The sequence below is a fragment of the Brevibacterium aurantiacum genome, assembly GCF_900169065.1.
Classification (GTDB): domain Bacteria; phylum Actinomycetota; class Actinomycetes; order Actinomycetales; family Brevibacteriaceae; genus Brevibacterium; species Brevibacterium aurantiacum.
The window spans coordinates 15,706-33,659 of the sequence record NZ_FXZB01000023.1; the positions used below are offsets into that span (position 1 = coordinate 15,706).

Genomic DNA, 17,954 nt, shown 5'->3' on the forward strand with positions numbered 1-17,954 from the left:
ACGATATGTCATCAAGCACCTCAACCACTGAGGCCGCGCGGAACGATACCCGATTCTTCGGGCACCCGCTTCCGCTCATGCAGCTGTTCAGCCTCGAACTGTGGGAACGGTTCTCCTACTACGGCATGAACGGCATCCTCGCCCTCTACCTGTACTTCCAGGTCTCCGAGGGCGGACTGGGAATGCCGCAGCCAACCGCCATCGGAATCGTCGGCGCCTACGGCGGCGCCGTGTTCCTGGCGACGATCCTCGGTGCATGGGTTGCCGACCGGATCCTCGGTGCGGAGCGAATCCTCTTCTACTCGGCGATCATCATCATGGTCGGCCACATCTGCCTGGCGCTCATCCCCGGATTCGGCGGCGTCGCCTCCGGTCTCATCCTCGTTGCACTCGGATCCGGTGGTCTCAAGGCCAACGCCTCCGCTCTCGTCGGTGAGCTCTATACCGAGAAGGACCCGCGCAGGGATGCCGGATTCACCCTCTTCTACATGGGCGTCAACATCGGGGCCCTCCTGGGACCGCTGATCACCGGCCTTCTGCAGAAGGAGATCGGATTCCACTTCGGCTTCGGCGCCGCAGCAATCGGTATGGCTCTGGGTCTGATCATCTATGCGACAGGTCGTAAGAACCTGCCCGACGAATCGCGGGGTGCGGTCAACCCGCTGGCGACCTCGAAGCTCTACCTCTTCCTGGCGGCCATCGTCGTCGCAGTCATCCTCATCGTGATTCTCTGGTTCTCCGGTGTCGTCAACCCCGACAATCTCGACTGGTGGATTGCGGGAATCTCAGCCGGTGCAGCGGCCTGCTACTTCATCGTCATGGGTGTCAGCCCGCAGACGAATGCCGATGAGCGTTCACGGGTGCTCGCATTCATTCCCTTCTTCATCACCTGCGTTGTCTTCTGGTCCCTCTACCAGCAGATCTTCGGAACGCTCACTGCCTATTCCGACACGCAGATGAACCGTGAGATCTTCGGCTGGGAGATGCCGATCAACTGGCTCCAACTCATCCCGCCGATCTTCGTCATCGCCTTCGCTCCGGTGTTCTCGGCGATCTGGTTCAAGCTGGGCGCACGTCAGATCTCGACTCCGGTCAAGGCAGGGCTCTCGCTCATCCTCATCGGCATCGCATTCCTGCTGTTCCTGCCGTATGCGAATGCCGGCGAGCATGAGACACCGCTGCTGTGGGTAGCATTCATCCTGCTGCTCTTCGTCTTCGCAGAACTGCTCATCTCACCCATCGGTCTGTCCTTCTCCTCGAAGGTTGCCCCGAAGGTGTTCCAGTCACAGATGATCGCCGTCTTCTTCCTCGCCTCGGGCGTGGGAACGGCTCTGTCCGGTGTGCTGGGCGGCTACTACTCGGCCGACAATCAGACACCGTATTGGACATCTATCGGCGCGGCGTCGATCGTTCTCGGTCTGCTGGCTCTGACCCTGACGAAGCCGATGCTCAAGGCTCTGCGCGGCATCCGCTGACCCTTAGCAGTCCCATCGTGGCTCCTTCGAGCTGCAGCGAACTCCCTCGCTCACACAGTGTGAGCGGGGGAGTTTTCTCATACTCCGATGAAGATGGGCAGCGCGTCGGGATGGTGGGCATGGACGATCGTGAGGAAGACGAGCGCGTCGAAGAGGAGGTGGACCGTCACGGTGTATGGCAGCGACTTCGTCCGGGTGAAGATATAGGCCTGGACGAGTGCGAACGGAATCGTCAGCACCGGTCCGATCGACCGATAGCCCAGCTCCCAGAGGAAGGACACGAAGATGACGGTGGTGAATACGTTCGCGGTCCAGAAGGCGAAGTGCTTGCGCAGCAGAGCGAAGACCGTGCAGATGAAGAACAGCTCATCCCAGATGCCGACGGCGTTGACGCCGAAGAAGAGACGGACGATCTCATCCCACTGCGTCACCGGCGGCCAGTTGAGATAGACCCCAGTGCGCATGAAGTACTGGGGGAGGACGAGCCAGGCGACGACGATCACGAACAGCAGCCACGCCCACTCCAGACGCGACCATCGCTGCCCCCGACGCAGCGGGAAGACGATGGTGCGGTCCTTGAATCCGTAGCGGGTGATCAGCCAGGGCCCGATCACTACGGCAGAGAGCACGACCCCCATGCGAGCGATATTGGACCACGAGATATCGGCGGCCACCGAGATCGAGGAGATCAGACCCAGGCAGCCGGCGATGACGCTGAGGTCGCGTGCGAATTCCCGGTCGGCGCTCCAGGCGACGATGAGGGAGGCTACCATCGGTACATACCCGAAGGCTCTCACCTCAGGAAACGTGGTTCCCAGTCCGAACAGGACGAAAGCGGACAGTGCCAACAGCGTCGCGGCCAAGCCTGGCCAGGAAACGAGGTCGAATCGGCGAGAATCAGTGTCGAATCGTGTTTGAGTGTCCACGCCTGCCACTCTAAGTCACCACTGTCCGAACGCGAGTGCCCGAAGCGGCAACTCCTCGTAGGATTCCCAACAGACGAAAGGACACCCGTGGAACCAGAGGAATACTGCCGACTCATCCTCGCTTCGGCTCCCCAGCGCACCGAAGAGACGATTCCCACCATGTCAGGCCATGGCAGAATCGCCGCGGAAGACGTGATCGCCGATTCCCCCATTCCCGGCTTCGCCACCTCGGCGATGGACGGCTTTGCACTCGACGAGACGGCTCTGACCAGTGCCAGAACCGGCGCCGAGGTGGATGTGCGCGGTGACATCCCCGCCGGTGCCAGGCCCGTGGACATCACACCGGGGACCGCCGTGCGGGTGATGACCGGGGCCCAGGTGCCCGCCACCGCCGAGGTGGTCGTTCCCGTCGAGTACACCGATGCCGAACGCACGGGGCCGGCCCCGGACCGAATCCGCATCTCCTCCTGGCCCAAGGGCGCGCGACCAGGCTGGAACATCAGAGCAGTGGGGGAGGACGCCGGGAGCGGAGATACCGTCATCACCGCCGGTGAGGTGATCAACTCCGCCGGTGTGGGCACGCTGGCGATGATGGGACGCGAGACCATCCGCGTGCGCCGGCCGCTGAACATCGGTCTCATCGTCACCGGAGATGAGCTGGTCACCGATTCCGCCACCTCGTCGCAGCCATTCATCCACAACTCGAACCTGCCCATGCTCAGTTCCGCGATCGCCGCTGCCGGCGCGATCCCCGTCGAACGCAGCTGCGGTGACGACCCAGCAGTCTTTCGACAGATCGTCGACGAACTGCGCGACAGCGTTGACCTGATCATCACCACCGGCGGAATCAGCGCCGGTGCCTTCGAGGTCGTCAGGCAGGAACTGGGCGATGACCATTCGACGTTCCTGCGTCTGTCGATGCGACCGGGTGGGCCGCAGGGGCACGGACGCATCGCCGGCGTACCGCTGCTGCATTTCCCGGGCACACCGACAGGGGCCTTTCTGTCCTTCCACCTCTTTGCACGTTCGGTCATCGCTGCGCGGCCCCTCGCATCGAGGTGGAGGAAGGCCGTGTACACCGGTCCCGAAATCACGGGCCACAGCACAGCGGTCAGCCTGGTGCCGGGTCGTTTCACCGCTGGGGGAGAGATCGCAGCGTTCGACCGGTCACGACTGCGAGACTTCGCCGGGGCCGAGGTCATCATCCGGGTCCCTCGAGCGCCCGGGATCATTCGCCACGGTGAGGTCATCAGGGTCCTTGACTGCTGAAGCAAACTAGACTGGGATGCATGTCAGGCAAAACCCTCAGCTCCGCGGACACGGCACGCTATGCCCGTCAGATCCGCCTCAGCGGCTTCGGACCACAGGCCCAATCCGCGCTCCTGGATTCCCATGTGCTCGTCATCGGCGCAGGAGGACTCGGGGCACCGGTACTCACCTACCTGGCAGCCGCCGGAGTCGGACACATCAGCATCATCGACCCCGACACAGTGGAACTGAGCAACCTGCACCGCCAATTCATCCACTCCGAGACAGGTGTGGGGCAGCGGAAGGTCGAATCCGCGAAACATCGGCTGGGCGAGCTGAATTCCGCCATCGACATCACCACCCACCCGGTGCTGCTGACGCCGGACAACGCCCTCGAACTCATCGGTGCTGCCGACATCGTCATCGACGGAAGCGACAACTTCGCGACCAGATACCTTGCCAACGACGCCTGCGAGATTCTGGAGAAGCCCCTCGTCTGGGGCACGATTCTCGGATTCGACGGCCAGGTTGCCGTCTTCGACACGAGGCAGGGGGCGACTCTGCGCGACCTCTACCCCGTCGTGCCAGCACCCGGGTCGGTCCCGGACTGTGCAACAGCCGGTGTCCTCGGCGCACTGTGCGGAAGTATCGGTGCTGCCATGGCGATGGAGACGATCAAGGTCCTCACCGGCATCGGCACGCCGCTCTGCAACGCGGTCTCCATCCACAGCAGCCTCGACGCCAGCTGGGAGACCGTTCCGGTCGGACGGATACCGAATCGCCGGCCGATCACGGACCTGGAGAGCCACCTCGGCGACTACGGTGACACACTCGGCAGCCATGGTGATGAGAGCGCCGCCGGGACGTCCGAGGGGACGGATCCGAGCGTGACATGGGCGTCGCTGGCACCCGGCACGCACCTCGTCGACATCCGAGACGACGACGAGGTCTCGGCGGGCATGGTCCCGGGAGCCCAGCACATACCGATGGACGCTCTCCTGGAGGATCCCGGACAGCTCGCCGGACACGAACTGGTCGCACTCTACTGCCGTTCGGGCGTGCGGTCGTCACGGGCGTGCGCCCAACTGCGCGCGCAGGGTACTGAGGTCAGCTCGGTCTCCGGGGGATACCTCGCATACCTGTCACTGCCGCACTGACAAACTCAGCCGAACTGGCGACATCGGCAATACGGAACCAGCCGGTCTCAGCCGCCTGCGAAGGGCGGGAGAACGTCGACGGTGTCACCCTCGCTCAGGGGCGCTTGCGGGTCTGTGGCGGCGACCGCATTGACGAGGAAGCTCGAACGGGAGATGACTGTTGTCGCCTCGGTGCTGGCGTCCTTCGTCAGGGTCGTCATCAGCTCGTCGATGGTTGACGCGGCCGCGGTCGATTCCTTGGTTCCGAAGGCCTCTCGTGCGGCTGCGAAGAAGCGGACTCTGATCTGGGGCACTTATCCTCCGATGGCGCTCATGGGACGTTGGGGCTGTTCGAAGCTCTCGGAATCCATGCCGTGTCCGGCCAGTTTCTTCCAATGCGCGCCCTTCCACAGGTTCGCGATCGCCTCATCGCCGGCACCACCGCGCATCGCGGAGAGCAGATCCACCTCCGTGTGCGAGAACAGGCAGGTCCGAACCCGTCCCTCTGCCGTCAGACGGGTGCGGGTGCAGTCGGCACAGAAAGGCCGGGTCACCGAGGCGATGATGCCGACGTCGCCGATGATCGTGTCCGGATCGTTCCTGCTTGCAACCAGGAACTTCTCCGCTGGCGCACCGTTGCGGGGAGCGGAGTCGGGGGTGAGGACGAAATCGGGTTCGAGCAGGGCGAAGATGTCAGCGGCCGTGATCATGGTGCCGCGTTCCCAGGAATGCCCGGCGTCGAGCGGCATCTGTTCGATGAAGCGCAGCTTGAGCCCGCGCTCCAGGCACCAGGCCAGCAGTTCGGGAGCCTGATGGTCGTTGACACCTGGCAGCAGAACGGCGTTGATCTTCACCGGATCCATACCGGCGGCCTGGGCGCCCTTGATCCCGTCGAGCACCCGATTGAGGAACGGGCGGCGAGTGATCGTCGCGAACGTCTCGGGATCGACGGTGTCGAGGGAGACGTTGATGCGGTCGAGGCCCGCGTCCCGCAGCTTCGGCGCCCGCTTGTCGAGGCCGATCGCGTTCGTGGTCAGTGCGATATTGGGGCGGGGCTCAAGGGCGGCGACACCGGCGATGATGTCGGTGACGTCTTTTCGGGTCAGCGGTTCGCCACCGGTGAACCGGACCTGGTCGACGCCGAACTTCTCGACGCCGATGCGCACGAAGCGAATGATCTCATCGGCTGTCATGGCCGCATCGCGGGACATGAACTCCACACCCTCCTCGGGCATGCAGTAGCTGCAGCGCAGATTGCAGAAGTCGGTCAGTGAGATGCGCATATCGCGGGCACGTCGACCGAAGGTGTCCAGGAGCGAATCCTCCTGATGGGCTGTGAACGTCTCGCCCGGATCCACTGTCGGGGTTCTCAGAACGGGTGTGGGCAGGCTGATCTTGCGCATTCTGCCATCCTCCTTGATCAACTTCTTCGTTATCATCGTCCCATGACTACCGCCATCATGCATCGTCGTCGTGTCCTCGACACGATCGGCCCGCTGCTTCAATCGCAGACGATTCCGATCGGCGAACTCCTCGATACACCTCGTCGCCTGAGCACCACTTTGAGCTCACCGATCGATGTTCCCGGCTTCGACAACTCCAGCATGGACGGATATGCCGTCGCCGCCACCACGCTTCGCGATGCGAAGCAGAGTCACGCCACCGACGACAATGGTAGACCACAGACAGTCTACGGCCCCATTCCGGTCCACGGCCGGGTTGCGGCTGGAGCCCGTGGCAGCGAGGTGGCGGCCGGAACCGCAGTGGAGATCATGACCGGGGCTCCGCTGCCTGCCGGCACCGACACGGTGATCAAGATCGAGGACACCCACCCCGGGCGCTTCGAATCCCCGGAGATCACCATCACCCTGCCGGCCACGGATGCAGGCGCTGAGCCGGGCGCCTTCGTCCGCTCGCGCGGCAGCGACGTTGCTGCCGGATCCACAGTGCTCAGCGCCGGAGTGATGCTCACGCCGGCCCACCTCGGCGTCGCTGCCGCCTGCGGAATCACCGAACTCGAGGTTCAAACCCTGCCGCGCGTGCTCATCGTGAGCACAGGGGATGAGATCACCGCCGCTGCCGCAGCCGGAATCCACGACGCGAACTCGATCACCCTGGGGGCCAGCCTGCGCCGCCTCGGCGCCGAAACGACCCTCCTCACCGTGCCCGACGATCCCCAGGCTCTGCTCGACGCAGTCAGAGCAGCCGACTGCGAGCTCGTCGTCTCGACCGGCGGGATCTCGAAAGGCGCCCACGAGGTCGTCAAGCTCGCCGCCGAACTCGACGAAGGCTCGAGCATGGTCTTCGAACCCATCGCCATGCAGCCCGGCGGGCCGCAGGGATGCGGACGCCTCGCCGACACCGCATGGGTGGCACTGCCCGGCAATCCCGTCAGTGCGCTGATCAGCTTTGAGATGTTCATTCGCCCTGCACTGCTGGGTCTGGACGTCGATGAGGAACCTCGCGAAACGGAATACCACCGTCTGCTCGGTGGCCTGGACGAGGCTCCGCCCAGCGGAAAGCTGCAGGTGCGGCGTGCCGTGATGGGCCCCGACGGCCTTGAGCTCGTCGGCGGTACCCGCTCGCATCTGCTCCACAACTATGCTCAGAGTTCGCATCTGGTCTTCATCCCGCCAACCGATTCAGGTGCGCACACGAATGAGCTCGCCCCCGGCGCAGACGATAGGCTGAAGACGTGGAAGATCACATGACACTCACGCACATCGACGACGACGGCGCCGCCCATATGGTCGACGTCGGAGACAAGGACGTGACCAAACGTCGCGCCGTCGCCACCGCACTTATCACCACCCGGAGCGAGGTGATCGACATGATCGCCGAAGCGGGCCTGCCCAAGGGCGATGCCCTGCCCGTGGCCCGTATCGCCGCAGTCATGGGCGCCAAACGCACCAGTGACCTGATTCCACTGTGCCACCCGCTGCCGCTGACGGGCATCGATGTCGACTTCGAACTCCTCGACGACGCCGTTCGCATCACGGGCGCGGTCAAGACCGTGTCGAAGACGGGTGTCGAGATGGAGGCGCTGACCGCAGTGTCCATCGCCGCCCTGACCATCTTCGACATGATCAAGGCCGTCGACAACCAGGCGATCATCGGCGACATCAAGGTCATCGAGAAGTCCGGTGGCCGCAGCGGCGATTGGAGCCGGGACACATGAGCGTCATCCACACCGACATCGTCGAGACCCCGATCAGCACCGCCGCACTTGAGGCGGATGTCCTCGATGACACCTGCGGTGCTGTGGTCAGCTTCTCCGGTGTCATCCGCGACCACGACGAGGGTCGCGGGGTCCATCGACTGACCTATGAATCCCATCCGGTGGCAAGCGCGCAGATCGCCGAGGTGGCCGCTGAGATCGCAGCCAAACACCCGGCCGTACGTCTGTCCGTCGTCCATCGCGTCGGTGCCCTCGAGATCGGAGATGTGGCCTTGGCCGCGGTCGTCGCCTCACCACATCGCCACGACTCCTTCGCCGCCTGCTCCGAGCTGGTCGACGAGGTCAAGGCGCGTGTGGCGATCTGGAAGCACCAGTTCTTCGCCGACGGTGAGGACGAGTGGGTCGGGGCTCTCGAATGACCGAACTGCGCATCAACGACGCGGCCCGGTTCCTCGGAGTCAGCGACGACACCATCCGCCGCTGGATCAGCGACGGGAAACTCACCCAGCACAAGGACGCCTCCAACCGGGCAGTCGTCGAGGGGCGGGAACTGGCTGCCCTGGCACAGACGGGTTCAGGTGCCCTCGAGGATCCGACGGGTGTCGTCAGCTCCGCCCGCAACCGATTCGCCGGTCTCGTCACCGACGTCGTCATCGACGGCGTGATGGCCCAGGTCAGCCTCCAGTGCGGCCCGTTCCGGGTTGTGTCGCTGATGTCGGCTGAGGCCTGCCGGCAGCTCGAACTAGAGCCAGGCAGCCTGGCCACCGCCTCGGTGAAGGCCACAATGGTCTCCATCGACTCCCCGGGTACTCGCTGAAAACTGCTCACCGGCTGCTTTTCTCCGGGACCGAGGCTCTCCAAACAAGCCACATCAGTTCCGCAAACACTGAGTCAGATTAGCCATTTACGCGCAGATGCGGGTTTAATGGGCGAATGAAGTATTTGTCTGCAGCCTGCATCGTCGCAGTGCTCTCACTGACCGCCTGTTCTTCCGGGACAGAATCAGACTCGGAATCGGGGGAGAAGACGACGTTGACCGTCTTCGCCGCAGCCTCTCTGACCGAGGTGTTCGAAGACATTGCGGAAGACTTCACCAAGACAGAGACAGGCGTCGACGTGAAGTTCTCCTTCGCAGGATCCTCAGACCTGGTCGCCCAGATCTCCGAAGGAGCGCCGGCAGACGTCATCGCAACCGCCGATGAAACAACCATGGACACACTCGCAGCGGATGACCTGCTGGCCGGAGAACCATCGAACTTCGCATCGAACACGCTGACTCTGGCCGTCCCCGAAGGCAATCCAGGAGACATCTCCTCATCGCAGGACTTCGCCGGTAAGGATCTCGTCGTCTGCGCCCCGCAGGTGCCCTGCGGGGCCGCGACCCAGAAATGGGCGAAGCAGAACGCTGTCACACTTGACCCTGCCAGCGAGGAGAACTCCGTCACCGATGTGCTCGGCAAGGTCAGCGCAGGGCAGGCCGACGCCGGCATCGTCTATGTCACCGACGTGGCACGTGCCGACGGCGATGTCGAAGAGGTCGAACTCGACGGAGCCGATAAGGTCATCAACAAGTACCCTGCGGCCACTGTCGACGCCAGCGAGAACAAGGACGCGGCCGATGCATTCGTGACATTCCTGCAGTCAGACGTGGCAGCGAAAAGACTCAAAGACGCAGGATTCTCGACCCCATGACAGAACATTCCCGAGGGCACTCCTCGCAGACCACCGTGATGAGATGACGGTGCGCAGATGACGAAGACGCGCAGACGGAACGCCCATCCGGCGATACCGGTGTGGCTATGGATCCCCGCAGTTCTCGGCATCGCCTTCCTCCTGGTCCCGATCATCGGGCTGGTCGCACGCATCGATCCGGGCCACCTCGGCGAGGTCATCCTGGCACCTGAATCACGGCTGGCGATGGGGCTGTCGCTGCTGACTGCTCTGATTGCGGCGCTGTGCTGTGTGGTCATCGGATTACCGTTGGGATACCTGCTCGCGACGCGCACCTTTCGCGGGCAGCGAGTCGTGCGCACCCTCATCCTGCTTCCGCTCGTGCTGCCTCCGGTCGTCAGCGGTCTGGCGCTGCTCTACACCTGGGGGAGAACCGCGACACTCGGATCCCTGCTCACGGACATGGGACTCGGGCTGGCCTACACATCCGCGGCAGTGGTCTTCGCCCAGATCTTCGTCGCTCTGCCGTTCATGGTCATGTCCGTCGAAACTGCCGTCGCCGCACGCGGACATGACTTCGAACTTGCCGCCGCTGAGCTCGGTGCCGCACCCAACCGGGTGTTCTTCCACATCACCCTTCCGCTGCTGCGGCAGGGGATCATGACCGGCGCCATCCTCTGCTTCGCTCGAGCGCTGGGGGAGTTCGGTGCCACCCTGACCTTTGCCGGCTCCCTCTCCGGGGTCACCCGAACGATGCCGCTGCAGATCTACCTGGTCCGCGAAACCGACCCACAGTCTGCCATCGCCCTGTCCCTGCTCCTCATTGTCGTCGCCTTGGTCATCATCGTCCTCGCCTATCGTTCCCCTCACGCCCCCAGACTCCGGGCACCCAAACCCCACGAACCGCAGTCGACGACACGCTCGGTCAATGAGACGCTGCCAGCCGGTGAACCCCTGCCCGTTGACGGTCTCGGGCCGACGACGGCGAGCGCAGCCACGATCCGCCTCAGAGCATCCGTTCCCGATCGTGGCCTTGACATCGACCTGTCGATTCCCGGCTCGTCGACGACGGCGATGATCGGCCGGAACGGGGCAGGCAAGTCGAGCCTGTTCCAGCTGATGACCGGCGCCATCCCCGCCGACTCAGGCTCCCTGCACATCGGGAAGGACACCATCTTCGACATCGCGGACGGCAGCTGGCCGCCTGTCCACTCGCGCGGAATCGTCCACCTCGCACAGACACCTCTCCTATTCCCGCATCTGAATGTGATCGACAACGTTGCCTTCGGGCTCAAGGCCCAAGGACTCACCACCACGGAAGCACGCTCCCGTGCGCAGGACATGCTCACCAGGCTCGGAGTCGGCCACTGCTCCGGTCGGGCACCAGAGGCAGTCTCTGGTGGACAGGCGGCCAGGATCGCATTGGCCAGGGCCCTTGTCGTCGATCCGAAGCTGTTGCTGCTCGACGAGCCCCTGGCTGCTCTCGACGTCGACGTCAAGGTCGAAACCCGGCGAGTTCTGGCACAGGCTCTCGCTGGCCGCAGCGCCGTCATCATCACGCATGACGCCGCCGATGTCACCGTTCTGGCGACCACCCTGGTGCACATCGACTCCGGGTCTGTGGCCACCGTGGCACCGGTGGAGCAGATCGGGCAGCGTATCTCCGACGCAGGCCCAGACATGCCAGGTCACGAGTTCCTGACCAGTTTTTGCGCCACGGACGCAGAAGGAATAATGTGCATTACGACACAGTAGTTACTTTGAAACTGCACTAAGGAGCACAGCGTCGTGGCAGAACTTTCCTATTCCTCAGGACCATCCGAGACACCTCTGCTGGGGCAGACAATTCCCGCAAATCTGAAGGCCACAGTTGCCGCACATGCCCAAGAGCTGGCGCTGGTGGATCGGCATTCCGAGCGGCGGTGGACCTATGCCGAGTTCGACCGCGACACCGACGCCTTGGCGATCGGACTGCTTGAGCGCGGAGTGAAGAAGGGCGAGCGGGTCGGAATCTGGGCGCAGAACGTCGCCGAATGGGCTCTCGTACAATACGCCACTGCGAAGATCGGCGCGATCCTCGTCAACGTCAATCCTTCCTACCGCAGTCACGAGCTCGAATACGTCGCCGAGCAGTCGGGCATGTCGATGCTCATCTCCCAGATCTCGGCACCTCCGCACTCGGACTTCTATGCGATCGCGACCGAGGTTGCCGGAAAAGTGGCGGGCCTCGAACTGGTCTTCATCGACACGGTTCCTGCCGACCTCCTCGGCGATGCGGTGATCGGCGAACGCGAATCCTTCGCTCACCTGATCGGAACCGGTCGTGACCTGCTCGACGACGGCGCAGCCAAGTACTCGGTGCGGCTGGAGAAGCTTGCGGGCGAACTGGCGATGGACGATCCGATCAACATTCAGTACACCTCGGGCACCACAGGTTTCCCCAAAGGGGTGACGCTGAGCCATCACAACATCCTTAACAACGGCTTCTTCATCGGAGAGCTGCTGTCGTACTCTGCGAAGGACTCTGTCGTCCTGCCGGTTCCGTACTACCACTGCTTTGGCATGGTCATCGGAAACCTCGCGGCTCTCAGCCACGGCGCGGCCATCATTCTGCCCTCGCCCGGATTCGACCCGGGTGCGGCGCTGAGCGCAGTTTCAGAGGAGAAGGCGACCTCGCTCTACGGGGTGCCGACGATGTTCATCGGCGAACTCGAGCATCCGGACTTCTCGAGCTACGACCTCAGCTCGCTGCGTACCGGCGTCATGGCCGGCTCTCCCTGCCCGGTCGAGATCATGAAGCGCGTCATTTCCGATATGAATATGGACGAGGTCGCCATCTGCTACGGCATGACGGAGACCTCGCCGGTGTCCATGATGACCCGCGTCGACGACACCCTCGAAGCCCGCACTCAGACCGTCGGCCGCGTCATGCCCCACCTCGAGATCAAGATCGCCGACCCGGTCACCGGGCAAGCTGTCCCGCGCGGACAGAAGGGCGAACTGTGCACCCGCGGCTACGCGGTCATGCTCGGGTACTGGGAAAATCAGGAGAAGACCGCCGAGGCGATCGATGCATCCCGGTGGATCCACACCGGTGATCTGGGCATCATGGACGATAACGGCTACGTCGACATCTCCGGACGGATCAAGGATATGGTCATCCGCGGCGGAGAGAACGTCTACCCCCGTGAGGTCGAAGAGTTCCTCTACCACCATCCGTCGATCAGGGACGTCCAAGTCGTTGGGGTCGCCGACGAGAAGTACGGTGAAGAGCTCATGGCCTGGGTCATCCTCAAAGACGGCTTCGACTCTTTGACCGCAGCGGAGGTCAGGGAATTCTGCAACGGCAAACTCGCCCATTTCAAGATCCCGCGCTACGTGGAGGTCCGAGAGTCATTCCCGATGACCGTGTCGGGCAAGATCCGCAAGATCGAGCTGCGTGAAGAAGGCGAGAAGATCATCCAGAAGACGAGCCTCGTCTGAGGAATCGGTGCGATAGTCCTCGGTGAGGGCCGCACCCGCACGTCCGTGAAAGACTGCAACCGACGATTGGCCCAGGTCACAAGTCGGTTGCAGTTTTTCTGGCAAGCATCCACGTTTTTCATGTGAGACCTTTATTCACTAAGATCAACTCTTATGAGAGCTGAATCACAACCGTTGGTGTCCGTCACAGATGTCGAGAAACACTACGGTGATTTTCACGCCCTGAAGCACATCAACCTCAACATCAAAGAACGCGAAGTCGTCGTCGTCATCGGTCCCTCCGGCTCCGGCAAATCGACCCTGTGTCGGACGATCAACCGTTTGGAGACCATCACCTCCGGTTCGATCACGATCGACGGGAAGGAACTTCCTGCGGAAGGCGCAGCTCTGGCGCACCTGCGCTCGGACGTGGGAATGGTCTTCCAGGCCTTCAACCTCTTCGCCCACAAGACGATCCTGGAAAACGTCACACTCGGACCGATCAAGGTCCGCAAACTGTCCAAAGCCGAAGCCGAACAACAGGCCATGGCCCTGCTCGAACGCGTCGGGGTCGCTCACCAAGCCGACAAATACCCCGCACAGCTTTCGGGCGGGCAGCAGCAGCGAGTCGCCATCGCCCGTTCATTGGCGATGAAACCGAAGGTGATGCTCTTCGATGAGCCCACCTCGGCGCTGGATCCGGAGATGATCAACGAAGTCCTCGACGTCATGGTCGGACTCGCCGAAGAAGGCATGACCATGGTGGTCGTGACCCACGAGATGGGCTTCGCCAGAAAAGCCGCACACCGGGTCGTCTTCATGGCCGATGGGGAGATCGTCGAGGTCGCCGAGCCCGAAGAGTTCTTCACCAACCCCCAGACCCCACGTGCCAAGGACTTCCTGTCCAAGATCCTCACCCGCTGATCGCAGCGAACGAAGTCGTTCGTCACCGCACAGTCCTGCACCACCTCACACAGCACCACACTCACAAGGAGAAACGATGAAGAAGCTCAGACTCTCAATCGCATCTGTCGCGATCGGACTGCTCGCACTCAGCGGTTGCGGCCAAGGTGGAACCCCTGATGCTCCTGCCGAAGGCGACGGCGCCCAGGCGGAAGCACCCGAATACACAGTCAACGACAGCGCCGATTTCAAAGACTCCAAGACCTGGAAGGCCGCCAAAGACGCCGGCGAGCTGAAGGTCGGCGTCAAGTACGATCAGCCGGGACTCGGCAACGTCAAGGCCGGATCCGAACAGCCCGAAGGCTTCGACATCGAAATCGCGAAGATGGTGGCCGCGCAGCTGGGCTTCAGCCCAGACCAGATCAAATACACCGAGACCGTCTCTGCCAACCGTGAGCCCTTCCTGCAGCAGGGCAACATCGACATGGTCGTGGCTACCTACACCATCAACGACGAACGCAAGAAGGTCGTTGACTTCGCCGGACCGTACTACGTTGCCGGTCAGGACCTGCTCGTCGCCGAAGATTCCGACATCGCCGGCCCCGACGATCTGGACGGCAAGAAGGTCTGCTCGGTGGACGGTTCGACACCGGCACAGAACATCGAAGAGAAATACGACAAGGCAGAGCTCGTGGCCTATGACACCTACTCGAAGTGTGTCACTGACCTGCAGTCAGGTTCCGTTGACGCGGTGACCACCGACGACGCGATCCTGCGTGGCTACGCAAAGCAGTACGAAGGCGAGTTCAAGGTCGTCGGCAAGCCCTTCACCGAAGAGCCCTACGGTGTTGGTCTGCCCAAGGGTGATGACGCGATGCGCGATGCTGTCAACGATGCCCTGCAGAAGGGCATGGACGACGGGGACTGGAAGAAGGCATTCGAATACACCCTCGGCTCCGCCGATGATGTCGAAATGCCTGAAATCGACCGCTACTGACCAGCCTTCAGATTGACATGATGCGAGGGCACCCAACGGTGCCCTCGCATCGATTAAGGAATCTGGAATGGATTTTCTGCAACTTCTCGAGATGTTCCTCTCAGGCATCTGGGGCACCGTCAAACTCTTCACCGTCGCCCTGATCGGCGCCCTCGTACTGGGCACGATCCTGGCCGGAATGCGCGTCTCACCGACACCGGTCCTGCGGATCGCGGCTTCGACCTACATCAACGTCGTCAGGAACACACCGCTGACGCTGGTGATGTTCTTCTGTGCCTTCGGACTGCCGTTCCTCGACATCCGCTTCGGCTCGACCAGCTCCTTCAACTCCTTCATCTACGCAACGCTGGCGCTCACTGCCTATACGGCATGCTTCGTCGCCGAGACTCTCAGGTCGGGCATCTCGACGATTCCCGTCGGCCAAGCCGAAGCAGCTCGGGCCGTCGGGCTCACGTTCGGCCAGACCCTGAGCCAGGTCATTCTGCCTCAGGCGTTTCGCACCGTCATCCCGCCTCTGGGCAGCGTCATTATCGCGCTGCTGAAGAACACCTCGATCGCCTCGGCGTTCAACAACCGTGAACTCATCTCGGCCATGCGCAATGCCATCGAGGTCCGGGGCGACCTGGTGATCCCGCTGCTGTTCGGGACCGCTCTTGCCTACCTGATCTTGGCGCTGATCCTGGGTCGCGTCTTCGACTACCTCGAGAGGAAACTGGTGATCCTGCGATGAGCGCACCGACACAGGTCCTGTTCGACGAACCCGGTCCCAAGGCTCGTCGCAACAACATCATCCTCTCGATCGTCTCGGCCCTTGTGCTGGCCGGACTCATCGCCTTCATCATCTGGAAGTTCGCCGACGCCGGACAGCTGGACGCGGCGAAATGGTATCCATTCACGTTCTCCCAGATTCAGCTGGTCCTGCTCCAAGGCATGGCCGCAACCCTTAAGGTCGCGGTCGTCGCCTCCCTGCTGGCTCTGGTCGTCGGAGTCGTATTCGCGCTGCTGCGGCTCTCGAGCAAGAAGGTCATCTCGGTACCGGGAACCATCGTCCTCGAGTTCTTCCGCGGAGTCCCTGTCCTGCTGCTGATCTTTGCGATGTTCCTCATCTTCGGAAACACCATCGGAGCATTCTGGTCAGTCGTCATCGGCCTCACGCTCTACAACGGGATGGTTCTGGCCGAGATCATCCGTGCCGGTATCCTCGCCGTTCCGAAGGGTCAGCGAGAAGCCGCCATGGCCATCGGTCTGCGCCCGGGACAGGTGATGAGCCTGGTGCTCATGCCGCAGGCGCTGCGTGCCATGATGCCTACGATCATCGCCCAGATCGTCGTGCTGCTCAAGGACTCGGCCCTGGGCTTCATCGTCACCTATCAGGACCTGCTGTACCAGGTGAATCTCATCGGCCGTGAGTACAACAATCTGCTCCCGACATTCCTCGTCGGTGCCGTGCTCTTCATCATCATCAACATGAACGTCGCCGGCATCGCCCGGTGGTTGGAGAAGCGTCTCCAGCGAAAGGCCACCGCTCCCGTCGGAGCGGAAGGCCTGTCGGCGAAGACTGTCGCATAGACGAGCTGAGACGGGTGGCGTCGGTGAGTGAAGATACCGGCGCCACCCTGTAATGTTCGTGACAAGGACGATGCCGTTGACAAGGAGTCCCACATGCAGCCCGAACCCAGTTCCACCCCCGTCACGGTGGTCAAGAACCCCGGTCGCGAACGCTTCGAGATCTTCACCGCCGAGGATCCCGTACAGTTCGCAGGCTTCCTTGCCTATCGCGTCATCGACGAACACACGGTCGAGCTCCAGCACACCATCATCTCCGAAGGCTTCTCACGTCGCGGCTTCGCTCGCACACTGGTCACCAGTGCTCTTGATCAGATCCGGGACGAAGGCGGTCGCATCGTCCCGACCTGCAGCTACGTCCAGGACTACCTTGAACGATTCCCGCAGTACGCCGACCTCGTGGCGAAAGCTTGAGCACACCACACACAGACTCGATTCCACGGGCCGCAGGGCTCAACTCTGTGCAGCTTGGGGCAGGTCGCTTCGCTCCCAGCCCCAGCGGGGACCTGCACATCGGCAACATCCGCTCAGGACTGCTGGCATATGTTCGTGCGCGGCAGACCGGGAGACGGTTTCTCTGGCGCATCGAAGACCTCGACCGGGTCCAGCCCGGTGCGGCGCAATCACAGCTTGAGGTCTTCGCCGATTTGGGGATCGCACCGGACGAGCCACCGCTCATCCAGTCCGAACGGCTCGGCATCTACACCGAAGCGCTGAATCGCCTCGAGGGGCGCGGGCTTGTCTATGAGTGCTACTGCTCCCGCAAGGACATCCAGCAGGCGCCGTCTGCACCCCATTCTCCGCCCGGGTCGTACCCGGGGACCTGTCGTGATCTGTTGGAGTCCGAACGAGAACAGCACAGACAGCGCCTCCAACAGCAGGGACGCAGCCCAGCGCTGCGTCTGCGGACTGACAATGTCGAGGTCACCGTCGAGGATCGACTGCTGGGTGAGATCACGGCCCCGGTCGATGACCTGGTCCTCAAACGCGGTGACGGGGTCTTCGCCTACAACCTCATCGTCGTCGTCGACGACGCTGCCAGCGGTGTCGACGAAGTGGTCAGGGGCGACGATCTGGCCACCTCGGCGCCACGTCAGGCTCATCTGGCCGACCTGCTGGGACTGCCGCAGCCGTCGTGGCTGCACGTTCCACTGGTGGTGAACACCGCAGGCAGCCGATTGGCCAAACGCGATGGCGCGGTCACCTATCAGCAGCTGCGAGCACTGGGATGGACACCAGATGATGTCTATTCCTGGATCGCCACGTCCCTCGGTGTCATCGGCGCCAAGGGATCATGGTCAACCATCGACGACATGGTGGCAGGACTCGACTTCGATCGGATTCGCACCGACGAGACGATGTTCGTTCCGCCCTCTGAAGCACTCGGCTGAC

General features: G+C 62.7%; 19 protein-coding genes. 16 read left to right on the forward strand and 3 right to left on the reverse strand.

Going from position 1 to position 17,954, the window contains the following annotated elements; all coding sequences use genetic code 11:
* Nucleotides 1-5: 5 nt before the first annotated feature.
* Nucleotides 6-1,475, forward strand: a complete 1,470-nt coding sequence (locus tag BAUR9175_RS15175) for a peptide MFS transporter (protein WP_096145514.1) — start codon at nucleotides 6-8, stop codon at nucleotides 1,473-1,475.
* 77 nt (nucleotides 1,476-1,552) lie between these two features.
* On the opposite strand, the gene BAUR9175_RS15180 is transcribed toward BAUR9175_RS15175, so the two are convergent.
* Nucleotides 1,553-2,401: a CPBP family intramembrane glutamic endopeptidase gene (locus BAUR9175_RS15180; RefSeq protein WP_257944345.1), complete on the reverse strand. Its 849-nt coding sequence runs from the start codon at nucleotides 2,399-2,401 to the stop codon at nucleotides 1,553-1,555.
* 87 nt (nucleotides 2,402-2,488) lie between these two features.
* Here BAUR9175_RS15180 and BAUR9175_RS15185 point away from each other — a divergent pair, with 87 nt between their 5' ends.
* Complete coding sequence (locus tag BAUR9175_RS15185; RefSeq protein WP_101584311.1) at nucleotides 2,489-3,670, forward strand: molybdopterin molybdotransferase MoeA; 1,182 nt, start codon at nucleotides 2,489-2,491, stop codon at nucleotides 3,668-3,670.
* A gap of 20 nt (nucleotides 3,671-3,690) precedes the next feature.
* Nucleotides 3,691-4,806: a ThiF family adenylyltransferase gene (locus tag BAUR9175_RS15190; protein WP_096145517.1), complete on the forward strand. Its 1,116-nt coding sequence runs from the start codon at nucleotides 3,691-3,693 to the stop codon at nucleotides 4,804-4,806.
* Between the two features lie 47 nt (nucleotides 4,807-4,853).
* Here the strand turns inward: BAUR9175_RS15190 and BAUR9175_RS15195 are convergent, their stop codons facing one another.
* Together BAUR9175_RS15195 and moaA are read right to left on the reverse strand one after the other, a co-directional pair.
* Nucleotides 4,854-5,099 (reverse strand): MoaD/ThiS family protein, encoded by a 246-nt coding sequence (locus tag BAUR9175_RS15195; RefSeq protein ID WP_009882448.1) that lies wholly within the window; start codon nucleotides 5,097-5,099, stop codon nucleotides 4,854-4,856.
* Nucleotides 5,100-6,188, reverse strand: a complete 1,089-nt coding sequence (gene moaA / locus BAUR9175_RS15200) for a GTP 3',8-cyclase MoaA (RefSeq protein WP_096145518.1) — start codon at nucleotides 6,186-6,188, stop codon at nucleotides 5,100-5,102.
* Between the two features lie 42 nt (nucleotides 6,189-6,230).
* Here moaA and BAUR9175_RS15205 point away from each other — a divergent pair, with 42 nt between their 5' ends.
* The 13 genes from BAUR9175_RS15205 (at nucleotide 6,231) to gluQRS (ending at nucleotide 17,953) form a co-directional block, all read left to right on the forward strand.
* Nucleotides 6,231-7,496 carry a molybdopterin molybdotransferase MoeA gene (locus tag BAUR9175_RS15205; RefSeq protein ID WP_226839038.1) on the forward strand — a complete coding sequence of 422 codons (1,266 nt, stop codon included), beginning with the start codon at nucleotides 6,231-6,233 and terminating at the stop codon, nucleotides 7,494-7,496.
* Nucleotides 7,493-7,963, forward strand: coding sequence for a cyclic pyranopterin monophosphate synthase MoaC (gene moaC / locus BAUR9175_RS15210; RefSeq protein ID WP_009882445.1), 471 nt, complete (start codon nucleotides 7,493-7,495; stop codon nucleotides 7,961-7,963). Before BAUR9175_RS15205 ends, moaC begins: the two co-directional genes overlap by 4 nt.
* Complete coding sequence (locus tag BAUR9175_RS15215) at nucleotides 7,960-8,382, forward strand: molybdenum cofactor biosynthesis protein MoaE (protein ID WP_069600103.1); 423 nt, start codon at nucleotides 7,960-7,962, stop codon at nucleotides 8,380-8,382. Before moaC ends, BAUR9175_RS15215 begins: the two co-directional genes overlap by 4 nt.
* Complete coding sequence (locus BAUR9175_RS15220; RefSeq protein WP_096145519.1) at nucleotides 8,379-8,780, forward strand: TOBE domain-containing protein; 402 nt, start codon at nucleotides 8,379-8,381, stop codon at nucleotides 8,778-8,780. The genes BAUR9175_RS15215 and BAUR9175_RS15220 overlap by 4 nt, the downstream gene beginning before the upstream one ends.
* Before the next feature lie 116 nt (nucleotides 8,781-8,896).
* A complete protein-coding gene (modA, locus tag BAUR9175_RS15225; RefSeq protein WP_035278442.1) occupies nucleotides 8,897-9,655 on the forward strand; it encodes a molybdate ABC transporter substrate-binding protein in 759 nt (252 codons plus the stop codon).
* A gap of 57 nt (nucleotides 9,656-9,712) precedes the next feature.
* Complete coding sequence (locus tag BAUR9175_RS15230; RefSeq protein WP_096145520.1) at nucleotides 9,713-11,389, forward strand: ABC transporter permease; 1,677 nt, start codon at nucleotides 9,713-9,715, stop codon at nucleotides 11,387-11,389.
* 33 nt (nucleotides 11,390-11,422) lie between these two features.
* Nucleotides 11,423-13,117 carry an AMP-binding protein gene (locus BAUR9175_RS15235; RefSeq protein WP_101584313.1) on the forward strand — a complete coding sequence of 565 codons (1,695 nt, stop codon included), beginning with the start codon at nucleotides 11,423-11,425 and terminating at the stop codon, nucleotides 13,115-13,117.
* A 153-nt stretch (nucleotides 13,118-13,270) separates the two neighbouring features.
* Nucleotides 13,271-14,020 carry an amino acid ABC transporter ATP-binding protein gene (locus BAUR9175_RS15240; protein ID WP_050773352.1) on the forward strand — a complete coding sequence of 250 codons (750 nt, stop codon included), beginning with the start codon at nucleotides 13,271-13,273 and terminating at the stop codon, nucleotides 14,018-14,020.
* A 76-nt stretch (nucleotides 14,021-14,096) separates the two neighbouring features.
* Nucleotides 14,097-14,996: a glutamate ABC transporter substrate-binding protein gene (locus BAUR9175_RS15245; RefSeq protein WP_009882436.1), complete on the forward strand. Its 900-nt coding sequence runs from the start codon at nucleotides 14,097-14,099 to the stop codon at nucleotides 14,994-14,996.
* Between the two features lie 67 nt (nucleotides 14,997-15,063).
* Complete coding sequence (locus BAUR9175_RS15250; protein WP_009882435.1) at nucleotides 15,064-15,726, forward strand: amino acid ABC transporter permease; 663 nt, start codon at nucleotides 15,064-15,066, stop codon at nucleotides 15,724-15,726.
* Nucleotides 15,723-16,565 carry an amino acid ABC transporter permease gene (locus tag BAUR9175_RS15255; RefSeq protein WP_101556355.1) on the forward strand — a complete coding sequence of 281 codons (843 nt, stop codon included), beginning with the start codon at nucleotides 15,723-15,725 and terminating at the stop codon, nucleotides 16,563-16,565. The genes BAUR9175_RS15250 and BAUR9175_RS15255 overlap by 4 nt, the downstream gene beginning before the upstream one ends.
* A 93-nt stretch (nucleotides 16,566-16,658) precedes the next feature.
* Entirely contained in the window at nucleotides 16,659-16,976 is a 318-nt protein-coding gene (locus BAUR9175_RS15260) for a GNAT family N-acetyltransferase (protein ID WP_009882431.1), read from the forward strand.
* Between the two features lie 47 nt (nucleotides 16,977-17,023).
* Nucleotides 17,024-17,953: a tRNA glutamyl-Q(34) synthetase GluQRS gene (gene gluQRS, locus BAUR9175_RS15265; RefSeq protein ID WP_009882430.1), complete on the forward strand. Its 930-nt coding sequence runs from the start codon at nucleotides 17,024-17,026 to the stop codon at nucleotides 17,951-17,953.
* Nucleotide 17,954 lies beyond the last annotated feature (1 nt).